Source organism: Moheibacter lacus (assembly GCF_014042165.1).
Classification (GTDB): domain Bacteria; phylum Bacteroidota; class Bacteroidia; order Flavobacteriales; family Weeksellaceae; genus Moheibacter; species Moheibacter lacus.
In genome coordinates this window covers 86,528-102,999 of sequence record NZ_JACDZE010000005.1, presented here as the reverse complement: position 1 = coordinate 102,999, position 16,472 = coordinate 86,528, and the positions used below count along the sequence as shown (strand labels likewise).

Below are 16,472 nucleotides of genomic sequence, written 5' to 3'. Positions count from 1 at the left end.
AAATTTGAGATAAATGAAGAAGATCCTTACCGTCATTACCCTATTTCTTTTTGTCCAAAATCTTTTTGCACAAATAGATTCGCCCTTATTTGTCGACTCTTTGCAGTTGAAATGGGTCGATGAAAAGTACAAGGCCATGACGTTGGAAGAAAAAGTAGGTCAATTATTTATCGTCGCTGCTTATTCCAACAAAGATGCAGCGCATGAAGCAGGAATCGAAAATTTAGTCAAAACAGAAGCCATCGGCGGACTCATTTTTATGCAAGATTTGGCGGTGAAACAAGGAGAATTGACTAACCGATACAACAAAGTCGCGAAAATTCCATTGCTCATAGGGATGGATGCGGAATGGGGACTTTCCATGCGTTTAAAAGAAGTGAAACGTTTTCCATGGGCGATGACCGTAGGTGCTGTGGAAGACAATCAAATCGTCAAAGAAATGGGAAATGCCATCGGCGAACAAGCCAATACGATGGGTGTTCATTTTAACTTTGCACCGGTTGTGGATGTCAATACCAATCCAAAAAATCCGATTATCGGGAATCGTTCTTACGGATCAGATGTGCAAAATGTGGCCGATAAAGGCATTAATTATATGCTTGGAATGAAGGAAAAGAGCGTTTTGGCATCAGCCAAACATTTTCCCGGTCATGGCGATACCAGTACAGATTCGCATTATACAACTCCGGTTGTGGAACATGATTTAGCGCGATTGAAATCCATAGAATTGGCGCCTTTTCAGAAATTGATCGATGCAGGTGTTCCGGCGATTATGGTCGCACATTTAAGCGTTCCGGCGCTTGATGACAGTGGAATTCCGACAACTTTATCTAAAAAAGTTGTAACGGATTTATTGAAAAACGAAATGCATTTTAAAGGGTTGATCGTAACGGACGCTTTAAACATGGACGGTGTTGCAAAGAAATATCCGCCTGGAGAAGTGGATTTGATGGCATTTGAAGCGGGAAATGATATTTTGCTTTTTTCGCAGGATGTGAAAACGGCCAAACAAAAAATCATCGAAAAAATTAATTCGGGCGAAATCACCGAAGAAAGATTGGCGGAAAGTGTGAAAAAAATATTGATGGCGAAATATTTCGTAGGTCTAAATAATTCCAAACCCATCGACACAAAAGATTTGGTTCAAAATCTAAACAAACCCAATTATCAGATTTTGACTTCTAAAATCTATGAAAATGCAGCCACTTTGATCAAAAACGAAGGAGAAATCCTGCCGATTCAAAATTTGATCAACATTAAAATTGCGTATGTTCCCTTAGAAGAGTCGGATTATGGTGTTTTTTATCAAAATCTAAATTTTCACGTTACGACAGATTTGGTCAAAATCAAATCGGCAGCTGAAGTTTCGAAATTAAAAGACTATGATTATGTCATCATCGGATTGCATAAATCCAATGAATCGCCGTATAAAAGTTATAAAATTTCAGATAATGCAAAAGCCATCGTAAAAGCAGCTTCTGAAAATAGAAATGTGATCCTGGCTTTGTTTGGAAGTCCTTATGGATTGATGAATTTGGATTTGAGTTCGACCAAAGCAGCGATGGTGATGTATCAGAATCTGGACATGACCCAAAACGCAGCTGCCGAAATTATTTTTGGCGCTATCGGTGCAAAAGGAAAATTGCCGGTGGATGTAAATTCGGATTGGAAATTTGGGAAAACGCTGAAAACAGATGCGATGCAACGTTTGGGATTTGCCATTCCGGAAGCAGTTGGGATGAAAGCTGAAGTGATCCAACAAATTGATGAATTGGCACAAAAAGCAATTGACGATGGCGCTACGCCCGGACTTCAAATCGTCGCTGCAAAAAACGGAAAAGTGATCTACGATAAATCCTTTGGTTACCAAACCATCGAACGAAAAAAAAAAGTTTCTTCTAAAGATGTTTACGATGTAGCTTCAGTAACGAAAGTTACCGCTACACTTCCGCTTTTGATGGAAGATGTGAGCAAAGGCGAATTGAATCTCGATCAGAATTTGGCGAGTATTTTACCGGAATCCGGACGTACCGATAAAGGAACGCTGAAACTTCGGGAAATTCTAGCACACCAAGCCGGATTACCGCCATGGATTGGGTTTTACAAAGAATCGGTCAATGTCCAAAACGCCCGTTTGTATTTGGATTATTATTCGCGGAAACAAGACGAAGAACATCCCATCAAAGTGACTGATAACATTTACATCATCGGGACGATTAAAGATACCATCATGACCGATATTTTGTATGCGCCATTGGGGTCGAAAAAGTATCAATACAGCGATTTAGGGTATTATTTGTTTCAAGAATATTTAGAGAAGAAATACAAAAAGCCGTTGGATTCGTTGGTGCATGAAAAGCTTTACAGACCTATGCAAATGAGCTCAACTTTCTATCTTCCACGAAATCAATTGGATTTGGAACAAATTATTCCGACTGCAAAAGATAAAATCTATCGAAATCAATTGTTGCATGGATTTGTACAGGATGAAGGTGCAGCGATGATGGGTGGTGTAGCCGGACACGCCGGATTATTTTCTTCCGCTCAGGATTTAGCCAAGCTGATGCAGATGTATCTGAACGGTGGAAGTTATGGCGGTCAAACCTTTTTCAGTCCACAAACCATTGCTGAATTTACCAAAGACCAATATTCAGGCAATAGGCGAGGAGCTGGTTTTGATAAACTTTCCGGTTCGTCCAATAATGGTTATGGTCATTATGGTTATACCGGGACGATGGTTTGGAATGACCCGGACGAGCAATTGGTGTTGGTTTTTTTGTCGAACCGCGTGAACCCGAGTGTGGACAATAAAAAATTGGCCAACGGAAAATACCGAGAAAATGTCCGTCAAGCTTTATATGACGCAGTAGTGAAGTTTCATTAAAACAAATTCATTTAAAATTTAACATTCAAAATTCAAAATAATTCATGAAATCCATTTGTGTGTATTGTGCTTCAAGTTTAGGAAACGACCCGATTTACGGTGAAACTGCGTTTGAGTTGGGAAAGACGATTGCGGAACATGGAATCGAATTGATTTACGGTGGAGCCAAAGTCGGACTGATGGGAAAAGTCGCCGATGGTGCAATTTCCAAAAATGGAAAAGTAATCGGCATCATTCCTGAATTTCTTCAAACCAAAGAAATCGCACATGAAACTCTTTTTGAGCTGATTACTGTTGAAACTATGCACGAACGAAAAGCGCTGATGCAAGAAAAATCGGATGGGTTTATTGCGCTTCCGGGCGGATTTGGGACGATGGAGGAGTTATTTGAAATCCTAACCTGGGGACAATTGGATTTGCACCGAAAACCAATAGGGATTTTAAATGTCAATGGATATTATGATGCGTTGATACAATTGGTCGAATCGATGATTGCTGCCGGATTGTTAAAAGACGAATACAAAAAAATGCTGTTGGTGAGTGATTCGATTGATGATTTGCTCAGTCAGATGAATTTGTATGAAGTTCCGTTTCAAACCAAATGGGACGGGAGTAAGGTGATGTAGTTTTTGCGTGGATGAGTGGGTGAGTTGGAGAGGTTAAGGTAATTGTGAAATGAAAATTTTGGCGTGTATTTTTGGGGTGAAGCAAACAAAAATCATGACAAAATGATGATTTAAGGAGTTATTTCGGTTAAAGTAAAACATTATACGTTTAATAAATGAATAAGATAATAGTTTTTGGGTTTTTAATTTTAGGAATATTGGCATCTGCACAAGAAATGATGATTCCGTATAAAGTTGGGAATCAATTTGGATTGGTAGATGAGCAAGAGCAAATTGTGGTAGAACCAAAATATGAAGAAATAATTTGGTTAGGAGGTGATTATTTTCAAACCACAGCAAAAATACAATTGAACGACAAATTGGAAACCGCACCAGGAAATTTTGTAGAAAGAAAACAAATGATTTCTGCCAAAGGTTTGTTGTACAAAGGAAAAGAATTAATTTCTGCTGGTCCTTATAGTGGATTTCAAGTTTTTCCAGAAATGTTCATACAAGCCAGGGTTGTAGGTGATCCGGCAAAAATAAGTTTGAATCAAACCGAATTTGACAATTTAAATGGAAAGGGTCCACTTTTCTTTTTGTTCAATTCAAAAGGGGAAAATGTTCATTCTGAAGGGTTTAGACGTTTGGAGTTGGTGGATACGATCGGCGTAAGCAATCGAAATTCGCTTCGTTCCAAATACGCTTTATTGTTTACAGAAAATTTTCAGAAACAGTTCCAAATGTGTGTTTTTGATGCAGATGCTGGGAAATTTAAAGAATGCCTGTTTCAAGATGTAACCGATTTTAAAATCGTAGATGCTGATGTAAATGCCAAAGTTTTTTATTTGGCTTATAAAGACAAAAACGGAACAGATCGAAAAAAAGTCGTCAAAAGAGAAAAGGATTATTTTACAATTGAAGATTTGGTGGGCGCAGTCCCGGAAAAAAAATCCAGCCAAGAAAAATATGAAGAAAGGATAGAAAATAAACCCGAAGTTGAAGCTGAAAATCCATCGAAAAAACAAGTTTCAGAAAAATTCTATGATTTAAAAGAGGATACTTTAATTTATCAGAAAGATGGTATTTCAACCAAAATCCCATTGAATCAAAAAATCAAACCACTTTTTATTCAGCCTTATTTGCAAAAACAAGCTGAAGATATGTTGTATAAAAAAGAGGGGAAATTTGGATTCATTCAAAATGGGAAAATAATGGAGGCCGATTTTGATTCACTGGCTTATTTCGGTACGCAGCATTATTTGGCTTGTAAAAAAATTGAAGGCAAACTGAAATGTGGAACATTGGATTTGAATAGAAATCAAGTGATTCCGATGGAATATGATTCAATTTTTGGTCAAATGAAAGTATTTGAATTGAACCCAAAATCAGGAAAACTGGAATTGGTAGTCGAGAAAAAAACCTCGCCGGTAAAAGTTCAAGAACAAAGGACATCTTATTATGTGAAAATTTCGCCCAATATTTCTATCTACAAAAACGGAAAAATGGGACTGGTAAAAATCGACAACCAAATGGTTCTGCCTTTGCAGTATGATGCAATAGGGATGAATAATTTAAAAACCAGAGGTTCAGCGGTTCATCGGTTCATGGTGTTGAAACAAGATGGAAATTATGGTGTTGTGATGTCCAATTTTAATTCAGAAAATCAAGAAGTAATTGTTGAAATCATCGAGCCGATTTTTCCGGATTATCCAGCATTTTATTTCAAAGATTACTACGGAAAAAAGGGATTTCATCTGTTTGGATTGATGGATGAAAACGGAAAATTGGAGAACTATGCTTCTGAAATCGGGAGGATTTTTATGATGCCTTAGTTTTAACTTAATTATAACGAATCCAATTCGACAAAAAAAAACTAATTTTATACCCAAATTTAAAGGAATGAAAATCGGGATCGTTTGTTATCCGACCTATGGCGGAAGTGGAATTGTGGCGACAGAATTGGGGATGGATTTGGCAGAACGCGGTCATGAGATTCATTTCATCAGTACGAGTTTACCTGCAAGGCTGGACATCACGATTTCCAATATTTATTTTCATAAAGTCAACGTCGAAACTTATCCTTTATTTGAAGAATATCAACCTTATTCTTTGGCGTTGAGTACCATCATCGTCAACATTGCGCAGTCGCATGGATTGGATTTGTTGCATGTACACTATGCCATTCCTCATGCATACGCAGCCTATTTTGCGAAGCAAATGTTGCGTGAAAAAGGAATCGAATTGCCGATCATCACGACACTTCATGGAACTGATATTACGTTGGTAGGAAATCATCCAGCTTATAAACCGGCGGTCGAATTTTCCATCAACCATTCTGATAAAGTTACAGCCGTATCAGAAAGTTTGAAAAAAGAAACCTACGAATTCTTTTCTATCAAAAACGAAATTGAAGTGATTCCCAATTTTATTGACAATGAACAATATGAAATAGAGGAGGACTGTGGTTGTCGAAATCAATTGGCAGAAAAAAAAGAAAAAGTCATCATTCATGTTTCCAACCTCCGAAAAGTGAAGCGATTAAATGATGTGGTGAGCATTTTTTACGAAATCCAAAAAGAAATACCTTCCAAATTGATCATCGTGGGCGAAGGACCTGAATGGGAAAATGCAAACGCTTTGATTCAAAATTTGGGCATTGCACATAAAGTCAAAAATTTAGGAAAAATAAATGAATTGTATAACGTCTTATGTTCGTCCGATTTATTTTTATTGCCTTCAGAAAAAGAGAGTTTCGGATTGGCGGCTTTGGAAGCGATGGCAGCAAGAGTTCCCGTGATTTCCTCCAATGCAGGAGGGATTCCTGAAGTAAACATCGATGGGCAAACCGGATTTGTTTTACCGGTAGGAGATGTGGAAGGTATGGCACGAAGAGGAATTGAAATGCTTTCAGATGAGAAAGTTTTGTCCGAATTTAAAGAAAATGCCAAAAAACAAGCCTTTAAATTCGACAAAAAAAACGTCCTTCCTCTGTATGAAGAATTGTATTATTCCATCCTTCAGAAAGCCTAAAAAAAAGTGCCTTAATTTTATAGAATCATTCTAAACTAAGCCTAGAGCGCAATTGAATGATATTTTTCATTGTTAAAATTTTTTAACTTTTCTACATTTGTTTCCAATCAAATCAAAATCTGCTTTATGGCAAAAGAAGCTTTATTCCGGTCATCCATCGGGAAAAAATTTGCGATGGCTTTGTCAGCATTATTTTTGCTGATTTTCCTGTTACAACACTTCATTATCAATTCGTTATCCGTTATATGCCCATCAGCATTTAACGAAGCTTCCCACTTTATGGGATACAATCCTTTCATTCAATATTTGATGCAACCGGTTTTAATTTTTGCGGTTGTTTTTCATTTTGTAATGGGTTTTGTGTTGGAAATCCAGAACAAATCCGCGAGAGGTCCGGTGAATTATGCGGTGAGCAATAAAGCTGCGAACTCTACTTGGATGTCCAGAAACATGATTTGGAGTGGAGCAGTGATTCTCGGATTTTTGGTCTTGCACTTTATCGATTTCTGGATTCCGGAAATTTCGCATAAATACGTGCATGCATTACCGGAAGATCCCAACCGATATTATGAAGAATTGCTTCATAAATTTCAAAGTCCATGGAGAGTGTTGGCGTATGTTTTCGCCTTCTTCTTATTGATGATGCATTTGTTACACGGTTTCCAGTCTGCATTCCAGTCCATAGGAGCCAACCACAAAAGATACAATCCGTTGATCAAATCTTTCGGAAAAGCATTTGCAATCGTGATTCCAATTGGATTTGTGTTGATTGCCATTATTAATTATTTAAAAGTCAATGAAATCATATGAGCAAATTAGATTCAAAAATACCTGCAGGACATATTTCTCAAAAATGGAGCGAACATAAAGCGCATTTGAATTTAGTAGCGCCAAACAACCGTGACCGCATCGAAATCATCGTGGTCGGAACCGGATTGGCAGGTGGTTCAGCTGCAGCTTCATTGGCCGAATTGGGTTACAAAGTCAAAGCATTTTGTTACCAAGATTCGCCTCGTAGAGCGCACTCTATTGCAGCTCAAGGAGGTATCAACGCTGCAAAAAATTACAAAGGAGACAACGACTCTGTTTATAGATTGTTTTATGATACCATTAAAGGTGGTGACTACCGCGCACGTGAAGCAAACGTTCACCGTTTGGCGGAAGAATCGGCCAATATCATCGACCAATGTGTAGCACAAGGCGTTCCTTTTGCACGGGATTACGGCGGATATTTGGACAACCGTTCATTTGGTGGTGTTCAGGTCAGTCGTACTTTTTATGCCAAAGGTCAAACCGGACAACAATTATTGTTGGGTGCCTATTCCGCGATGAACCGTCAAATCGGTTTGGGACGAATTGAAATGTTCAACCGACACGAAATGTTGGAATTGGTAATCGTTGACGGAAAAGCAAGAGGAATCATCGCCAGAAATTTAGTAACGGGAGAAATCGAAAGACATTCGGCGCACGCTGTGGTCATAGCTTCCGGCGGATACGGAAATGTATATTTCTTGTCGACCAATGCGATGGGATCTAACGTCACGGCTTCTTGGAAAATCCATAAAAAAGGCGCTTATTTTGCGAATCCTTGTTATGTGCAAATTCACCCGACTTGTATTCCGGTTCACGGTACCAACCAATCCAAATTGACTTTGATGTCCGAATCATTGCGGAATTCAGGACGAATTTGGGTGCCGAAAAAGAAAGAAGATGCAGTTGCAATACGCGAAGGAAAATTAAAAGCCAAAGACATACCGGAAGAGGAAAGAGATTATTATTTGGAGAGAAGATATCCGGCTTTTGGAAATTTAGTGCCGCGTGATGTGGCTTCCAGAGCGGCAAAAGAAAGATGTGATGCCGGATTTGGAATTGAAAGCAATGATACAAATGAAGGCGTTTTTCTTGATTTCTCAACCGAAATCAAAAAGAAAGGAAAAGAAGTTGCCTTTGCGCAAGGAAATCACAACCCATCTGATGCGGAAATCGAAAAATTAGGTAAAAAATGGGTAGAGGACAAATACGGAAACCTTTTTCAGATGTACCAAAAAATTACAGATGAAAATCCGTATGAAACCCCGATGAAAATATATCCGGCGGTTCACTACACGATGGGTGGCGTTTGGGTGGATTATAATTTAATGAGTACGATCCCGGGTTGTTTCGTATTGGGCGAAGCCAATTTCTCCGATCACGGAGCGAACCGTTTGGGTGCTTCAGCTTTGATGCAAGGTTTGGCCGACGGTTATTTTGTAATTCCATATACGATTGCCGATTATTTGGCAGCAGATATCCGAACCGGACATATTTCGGAGAATTCTCCTGAATTTGACGCAGCAGAAAAAGAAGTGAAAGATCAAATCAATTTCTTTATCAATAATAAAGGTACGCGTTCCGTAGATAGTTTCCACAAAGCTTTGGGACATATTATGTGGAACAAAGTTGGGATGGCGAGAAATGCAGAAGGGTTGAAAGAAGCAATTCAAGAAATTGCAGAACTCAGAGAAGAATTCTACAAAGATGTATTTGTTCCCGGAACCAATGATGAGTTGAATCCTGAATTGGAAAAAGCGATACGTGTAGCAGACTTTTTGGAATTGGGACAATTGATGGCAAAAGATGCTTTAATGAGAAATGAATCTTGTGGCGGTCATTTCCGAGAAGAATATCAAACGGAAGAAGGTGAAGCGCTTCGTGACGATGAGAATTTTACTTTCGTAGCGGCTTGGGAATACAAAGGAACCGACATCAACCAAGAAGAAATGCACAAAGAAGAATTGAAATACGAGTTTATCGAACTGAAAGCACGTAGTTATAAATAAAACGAAATTCGAACTTCGAAATTCGTATATCGAAAAAATTAAAATATGGCAGCAAAAAATATAAATATCACGTTGAAAATTTGGCGACAAAAAAGCGACAAAGCCAAAGGTAAAATCGAAACATACAAACTAAACGATGTTTCCACTGCCAGTTCATTTCTGGAAATGTTGGATCAACTCAACGAACAATTGATTTCGGAAAACAAAGAACCTGTTGCTTTTGACCACGATTGTCGTGAAGGAATCTGTGGGATGTGTTCGCTTTACATCAACGGTCGTCCGCATGGTCCTGACACCGGAATCACGACTTGCCAATTGCATATGAGGATGTTCAAAGACGGCGAAACCATTTATGTCGAACCTTGGCGTTCTGTTGCTTTTCCGGTGATCAAAGATTTGATCGTGGATCGTTCTTCTTTTGATAGAATTCAACAAGCCGGAGGTTTCGTTTCCATCGGAACTTCAGGAAATACCATCGATGCCAATTCACTTCCCGTTCCAAAAGCCGATGCTGACAATGCCTTTGATGCTGCGACTTGCATCGGATGTGGTGCTTGTGTAGCGGCTTGTAAAAACGGATCGGCGATGTTGTTTGTCGGTGCCAAAATCTCCCAATTCGCTTTGTTGCCGCAAGGTAGAGTGGAAGCTTCAAGAAGAGCACAAAAAATGGTCGCCCAAATGGACGAAGAAGGATTTGGAAACTGTTCCAACACCGGCGCTTGTGAAGTGGAATGTCCAAAGGGAATTTCGTTGGAGAATATCGCTAGAATGAACCGTGAATATCTTAGTGCCAAAATCGTTTCAGAAGAATAATTGGTTTTTATTCATAATTTTATATGGAGCCGGCAGAGATTGTCGGCTTTTTCTTTTTAAATTCGTTTTATGGATTTCAAACAAATTTTTATCAATAACGAAAAATGGATTCAGGGAAAAATCGAAACAGAACCCGAATATTTCAAAGAACTTTCAAAAGGCCAAAGCCCTGAAATTCTCTACATCGGTTGTTCGGATTCCCGTGTTTCTGCAGAAGAAATGATCGGTGCAAAACCGGGAGAAATTTTTGTTCATCGTAACATTGCCAATATGGTCATCAGCATTGATTTGAATGTAATGTCGGTTTTAAATTATGCAGTTGATCATCTGAAAGTAAATCACGTCGTGGTTTGCGGGCATTATTTCTGTGGGGGCGTGAAGGCAGCGATGGAAGCAAAAGATTTGGGGATTTTGAATCCTTGGCTCCGAAACATTCGCGATGTGTATCGTTTACACAAAACAGAATTGAACCAAATTCAGGATGAAAATGAGCGATACAATCGTTTGGTCGAATTGAACGTCAAAGAACAATGCATCAATTTGGTGAAAACCGCTGCGGTTCAAAAAGCTTACAAAGAACGAAATCTGAAAGTGCACAGCTGGGTTTTTGACATTCATTCGGGGAAATTGATCGATTTGAATTTCGATTTTGAAAAAGAATTGAAAGGAATTATGGAGATTTATAATTTAGGGTAGGTAATAAAATTGTGTCCCGATGCATCGGGATTAAGTGTATTCTTTGTGTACCTTGTGGTTAAGCCTTCGATCCTCTTTTCGCTGACAGGCGGTTCGGTGTGAAAACCACAAAGCACACAAAGTGAATCACAAAAGGACACAATGTTTTTGTTTAGAACACAAAGTTTAAAAATACTATGAAAAAATCAGATATTCAAGAACAACCGGTTCATTACCAAACCTATATCCAATTGGTACAAGATTTACCTTTGAAAGCCGCTTTGGATAAACATTTGGCAGAATTTCAAGACTGGAATTGGGAGGAATTAAAAGCCATCGGCGATAATGTTTATGCACCTGGGAAATGGACAATCCGAGAAATCATCCAGCATATCATCGATTGGGAAAGGATTTTTGCTTATCGGGCTTTGATTTATGTACGGCAAGAGGAAAATCGACCGCCGGGTCACGATCAAGATATTTTGGCTTCAAATTCAAAAGCCAATCAAAAAACTTGGGAAGCGTTAAAAGACGATTTCATCATAACCCGAAGCGCTACGATTGCTTTGTTCCAATCTTTTGACAAAGAAGATTTGATGAAACCTTATTTTTATGGCGAAAACCATCAAAACCAAATGTCGATTTTTGCATTGGGTTATTCGATAGTTGGACATCAGATTCATCATTTTAATGTGATTAAAGAACGATATTTATCTTTAATATAATTGTAATTAACCTCCAAGGTTAATTTTCATTCCGACGAAAACCTTGGAGGTTAACAAAATTCCTATTTTCTTTTTATTCTATACAACCTTCCTTGATCTGTCACCGCATACAGCATTCCATCAAAATAGGCAATATCCCGAAAACGCTGATTTTCATCTTCTAACAATCGTTCTTCTCCAACCACTTTATTATTTTCTAGTACGACACGATTGATATGTTGACCGCTCAAACAACCGATGAACAGATTGTTTTTCCATTCGAGAATTTGATTTCCTTCATAAAACACAATTCCACTTGGCGAAATCACCGGATCCCAATAATAAATCGGTTGTTCCATTCCTTCTTTTTGTTGGATCGGCGGATTTCCGATTTCCTCGCCGCCGTATTCGATTCCATACGTAATCGTCGGCCAACCGTAATCTTTTCCTTTTTCGATGCGGTTTAACTCATCGCCCCCACGAGGTCCAAACTCCGTTTCCCATAAATCGTCTGTTTCGGGATGAATCGCCAAACCTTGCGCATTCCGAATTCCGTATGCATAAATTTGAGGAATAACACCTTCTTTTCCGACGAACGGATTTCCCGGAGCTGGATCGCCGTCTTTCGTGATTTTAAATATTTTTCCCAATGCCGATTTTAAATCCTGTGCCTGCACACGACCTTCGATGATCGAACGTTCGCCCGTACTCACAAATAAATTTCCATCTTTATCAAATTGCAATCTGGAACCGTAATGCAAGGAGCTGTCCATCGCCGGCACCGCACGGAAAATAATGGTTGGATTTTCAACTTTCCCGGAATTTTCATTCAATTTCCCTTTGGCAACCGCCATCAAATTTTTTCCGTCGGCTTGTTCTTCAGAAAACGACCAATAAATCATTTGATTGGTTTGGAAATCCGGATCCAAAGCTACATCGAGCAATCCGCCTTGTCCGCGGTCATCCACTTCCGGAAATCCTTCGATGGTTTTGACTCGCAATCCGGTCGCATCATAGATTTGCATTTTCCCGGCTTTTTCGGTGATGAGCAAACGACTATCGGGTAGGGGAATCACGGCCCAAGGTTTGGTCAGACTTTCCGCTAAAACATCCACTTGATAAGGCGTTGTAGTTTTCACGCCGGCAACTCGGGTTTGGCCTTTGAAAGCGGATTTGTAATCGGAATTCGGTTTTTCGGTTTCGACCGGAGCGAGATTTTCTGTAGAATTAGAAGAATTCGAAGCCGTAGAACTCGTGTTTTTTTGCGAACAACTGATTAGCATAAAAAATAAAAAGCTGCAAAGAAAAATTGGATTTCGGAAATGCATAATTTGAGATTTCCGATGAATTCCACAAAAATTGTTCCTTAGAAAAGTTTCATATTTAATACCTCCACAATTTAAATAATTTCTCTTCAAATTCTGCATCCGGCAAAAATTGTTTTTCCAATTCTGCATCAAAAGGAATCGGTGTATTCATACTGCCTACACGGAAAACCGGCGCATCCAATTCTTCAAATAATTCCTCTGAAATGACCGCCGCGATCTCTCCTCCAAATCCGCTGATCAACGTATCTTCGTGCAAAACAATTGCTTTTCCTGTTTTTCGTACCGAATTCAAAACCGTTTCCTTATCCCAAGGAACCAACGTCCGTAAATCGACAATTTCCGCATCGATTTCAGGATGTTTTTTTAAAGTTTCCAATGCCAAATGAACGCCCATACCGTAAGTGATGATGGACAATTCTTCTCCTTTTCGGTGAATTCTTGCTTTCCCAAACGGGACTGTATAATAACCTTCCGGAACAGTTGATTTTAAACTTCTGTATAATTTTTTATGTTCAAAATACATTACGGGATTGGGATCGGCAAAAGATTGCAACAACAAACCTTTGGCGTCTTCCGGTGTCGCCGGATAAATCACTTTCAGTCCCGGAACCTTTGTAAACCAAGCTTCTGTGGATTGCGAATGATAAGGTCCGGCTGCTACGCCACCGCCCGTCGGCATTCGTACTACGACATCGGCATTCTGGTTCCATCGGTAATGAGCTTTCGCCAAATTATTCACGATTTGGTTGAATCCTTCCGTTACGAAATCGGAAAACTGCATTTCGATCATACTTTTTTGTCCCGAAATTGATAATCCTAAACCGGCACCGATGATGGCGGCTTCGCAAAGTGGTGTATTTCGGATACGGTCTTTTCCATATTTATCCAAAAATCCTTCGGTAACTTTAAAAGCACCGCCATATTTGGCGATGTCTTGTCCCATAAAAACCAATTCGGGATAGAGTTTCATCGCTTCGTCCAATCCTTCTGAAATCGCATCGATGAACCGAATTTCCCGATTGGAAATGGATTTAGGAACAAATTCTTCGTTGGAAAACGGAGCAAAAACATCGTTGATTTCGGTTTCTTTATTAGGAATGATTTTCGGTAAAGCATCGGCAGCTTCTAATTCGCTTAAAACAAATTCGCTTAAATCATTTCGCAATTTCTGAATGGATTTGTCGGTCAGAATTCCTTTTTCTTTCAATAAATTTTCAAATCGGAGAATCGGGTCTTTGTCTTCCCAAGATTCGATCAACCCTTCGGGATAATAAGCCGTACCTGAGGCTTCTTCGTGTCCGCGCATACGAAAAGTCATACATTCGATAAGTACCGGACGTGGATTTTTCCGGATTTCTTCTGCCCAATGTTTGACGGTTTCATAAACTTCAAGAAAGTTATTTCCATCGATGGAAACCGCGTCAATTCCATATCCGATTCCTTTGTCAGCAAAAGATTTCATGCGAAACTGTTCGGATGAAGGCGTGGAAAGTCCCCATTGGTTATTCTCGACGATGATGATCACCGGCAATTGCCAAACGGCAGCGGTGTTAACCGCTTCGTGAAAATCACCTTCGCTTGCGCCACCGTCTCCAGTAAAAACGAGCGTGGCTTGTTTGTTTTTTTGCAACAAATTGGCCAGTGCAATTCCGTCTGCGACACCCATTTGGGAGCCGAGATGGGAAATCATTCCGACGATTTTATATTCCTGCGTTCCGAAATGAAAAGAACGGTCACGGCCTTTGGTAAAGCCTTCGGCTTTTCCCTGAAATTGGGCGAAAAGTCTTTTTAGAGGAATTTCGCGAGCGGTAAAAACCCCGAGATTCCGGTGCATGGTCAACATGTATTCGTCGGGATGCATTGCCAAAGCCGTTCCGACAGAAATTCCTTCTTGTCCCCAAGAAGAAAACCATTTGGATATTTTTCCTTGTCTGAGTCCGATGAGCATTCGCTCTTCGATCATACGAGGAAGGAGGATTTTTTTATAGAATTCGAGGTATTGGGAATCAGAGTAAGTTGTCGCCACGGATTAAAATTTGAAGGTCAAAATTAGGAAATTCTTTGATTGAAAAATATAAAAAAACCTGTTATACTTTGTTTCACTCGGTACAACAGGTTAAAATGTATTGATTTGAAAAATTATTTTTTCTCCAATGATTTTTCAATTGCGCGCATGGCATCTTCTTTGTCAAACATTTCAGCGGTTTGATAGGCTTGTCTTAGTAATCTAGCGCTATCAAAGCTGGTTTTGTCGAGTTCAAATGCTTTTTCCAAATAAGGAATAGCTTTGGTATAAAGTGCTTTACGTTTTTCAGTGTTTTCTTTATACAATTGTTTCTCTTTTGCTGAATTTCCTAAATTCGCATTGATCAATTCAATGTATTCCTTTTCCGGTTTTACAATGGTAATTGCCGCATTGGTATAAGCATTTTTAAACTTCGGATCTACTTGAATGGCTTTGTCAAAGTAGGCCAAAGCTTCTTCGTTCTTATTTTGATCCATGTAAAGAATTCCGATGTTGAAATAATTGGTTGCATTGTTTGGATCGATTTTGGTGTTTTCGATCAATTTTTCTAGAAAAAGATCTGATTGACCAGAGTTATGGTAAACATTTCCGACCAAAGTTTGGATTTCGTTGTCTTTACCGTATTTGTTGGAAATTTTTTCAACGATAGGGTCGTATTTTTTTTGTCCAACCAATGTGCGCAAAGCATACATATACAATTCTTTTTCAACAGAAGGTGATTTTACTTCTTTCACGCCGGTTACCAAACCTAGTTTGGCTTGGGTGTCTGCTTCTGCTTTGGTGTTAAATGAAACTTCTTGACCTGAAGCTTTGTCTTTACCGACCCAAGAAGAAGATTCTCCGGTATAACCTTCGTTGATCAATTCTTTATAAGTATCAAATGCTTTTTGAAAGTTTTCGGCTTTGTGGTAGCTGAGAGCTGCATTATATTTAAATAAATCACCATCACCACCGATTGCCTTCGCTAAATAAGATGCTTCTAAAAATTTATCACCAGCAAGGTTTGCATTATCAGCTTGATAAGCATCATTGGCTTGTTTTAAGACAGCTTCGGCTTTTGTACGCAAAGATTCTTGCACTTTCAAACTTAAGTTAGGTGTCAGTTTTTCTTCTTTTGGTTTAGCATAATCACCATTGGCAACAGCTGCATCAGCATCTGCTTTTGTTGCATAATATTCGGTTTGTTTGGTGGATTTGTTTTTCACGGAATACATGGTTCCGTTTTCAAATTTTCCCATTTCGCCAAACATTTTGGCAGCTTCTATAGAATTTCCTTCTTTTAAAGCGACTTGTCCTGCGGCATAATAATATTTTGCTTTTAATTCAGGACTGATGGTATTGGCATTCATTTGCGAAGCCACTTTCGCCAATTCAGTTTTAGCTGAAGAAGTATTGTTGGACTCAACGGCAGAAAATGCAGCTTCAATTTCTTTTTCTTGTGCAAAAACGCCCAAGGACATCACCAAAGCCGCTAATGATAAAACTATTTTTTTCATCTGTTTATTATTATTGTTTTTCAATCATCAGATGGAACCTTTTATGTTTAAAATGGTCATTCCACTATGTGTTTATAGACCATTTTTAA

Annotated in this window: 12 protein-coding genes; 9 read left to right on the top strand and 3 right to left on the bottom strand. The window is 39.0% G+C overall.

The genetic code is table 11. From position 1 onward, the window contains the following. The first annotated feature begins 13 nt into the window (after positions 1–13). From HU137_RS12740 to HU137_RS12700, 9 genes are all read left to right on the top strand, one after another. Positions 14–2,884 (top strand): glycoside hydrolase family 3 N-terminal domain-containing protein, encoded by a 2,871-nt coding sequence (locus HU137_RS12740; protein ID WP_182044237.1) that lies wholly within the window; start codon positions 14–16, stop codon positions 2,882–2,884. Between the two features lie 44 nt (positions 2,885–2,928). Then, a complete protein-coding gene (locus HU137_RS12735; protein WP_182044236.1) occupies positions 2,929–3,510 on the top strand; it encodes an LOG family protein in 582 nt (193 codons plus the stop codon). Between the two features lie 155 nt (positions 3,511–3,665). Continuing rightward, positions 3,666–5,324, top strand: a complete 1,659-nt coding sequence (locus HU137_RS12730) for a WG repeat-containing protein (RefSeq protein WP_182044235.1) — start codon at positions 3,666–3,668, stop codon at positions 5,322–5,324. A 67-nt stretch (positions 5,325–5,391) separates the two neighbouring features. Further along, on the top strand, positions 5,392–6,522 hold the full coding sequence (gene bshA, locus HU137_RS12725) for an N-acetyl-alpha-D-glucosaminyl L-malate synthase BshA (protein WP_182044234.1): 1,131 nt from the start codon (positions 5,392–5,394) through the stop codon (positions 6,520–6,522). A gap of 126 nt (positions 6,523–6,648) precedes the next feature. Beyond that, positions 6,649–7,332 carry a succinate dehydrogenase cytochrome b subunit gene (locus tag HU137_RS12720; RefSeq protein ID WP_182044233.1) on the top strand — a complete coding sequence of 228 codons (684 nt, stop codon included), beginning with the start codon at positions 6,649–6,651 and terminating at the stop codon, positions 7,330–7,332. Then, the gene (locus HU137_RS12715) at positions 7,329–9,341 is read left to right on the top strand and encodes a fumarate reductase/succinate dehydrogenase flavoprotein subunit (protein WP_182044232.1); all 2,013 of its coding nucleotides are present in this window, start codon (positions 7,329–7,331) and stop codon (positions 9,339–9,341) included. Before HU137_RS12720 ends, HU137_RS12715 begins: the two co-directional genes overlap by 4 nt. 45 nt (positions 9,342–9,386) lie before the next feature. After that, positions 9,387–10,154 carry a succinate dehydrogenase/fumarate reductase iron-sulfur subunit gene (locus HU137_RS12710; protein WP_182044231.1) on the top strand — a complete coding sequence of 256 codons (768 nt, stop codon included), beginning with the start codon at positions 9,387–9,389 and terminating at the stop codon, positions 10,152–10,154. Positions 10,155–10,223: 69 nt separating this feature from the next. Continuing rightward, a complete protein-coding gene (locus HU137_RS12705; RefSeq protein ID WP_182044230.1) occupies positions 10,224–10,850 on the top strand; it encodes a carbonic anhydrase in 627 nt (208 codons plus the stop codon). 176 nt (positions 10,851–11,026) lie between these two features. Next, positions 11,027–11,554 (top strand): DinB family protein, encoded by a 528-nt coding sequence (locus HU137_RS12700; RefSeq protein ID WP_182044229.1) that lies wholly within the window; start codon positions 11,027–11,029, stop codon positions 11,552–11,554. A gap of 62 nt (positions 11,555–11,616) precedes the next feature. On the opposite strand, the gene HU137_RS12695 is transcribed toward HU137_RS12700, so the two are convergent. The 3 genes from HU137_RS12695 to HU137_RS12685 all read right to left on the bottom strand — a co-directional run bounded on the left by HU137_RS12695 (position 11,617) and on the right by HU137_RS12685 (position 16,383). Then, entirely contained in the window at positions 11,617–12,816 is a 1,200-nt protein-coding gene (locus tag HU137_RS12695) for a PQQ-dependent sugar dehydrogenase (protein ID WP_182044228.1), read from the bottom strand. A 100-nt stretch (positions 12,817–12,916) separates the two neighbouring features. Beyond that, positions 12,917–14,887, bottom strand: a complete 1,971-nt coding sequence (locus HU137_RS12690) for an alpha-ketoacid dehydrogenase subunit alpha/beta (protein ID WP_317169926.1) — start codon at positions 14,885–14,887, stop codon at positions 12,917–12,919. Between the two features lie 113 nt (positions 14,888–15,000). After that, on the bottom strand, positions 15,001–16,383 hold the full coding sequence (locus HU137_RS12685) for a tetratricopeptide repeat protein (protein WP_182044227.1): 1,383 nt from the start codon (positions 16,381–16,383) through the stop codon (positions 15,001–15,003). Positions 16,384–16,472: the final 89 nt, after the last annotated feature.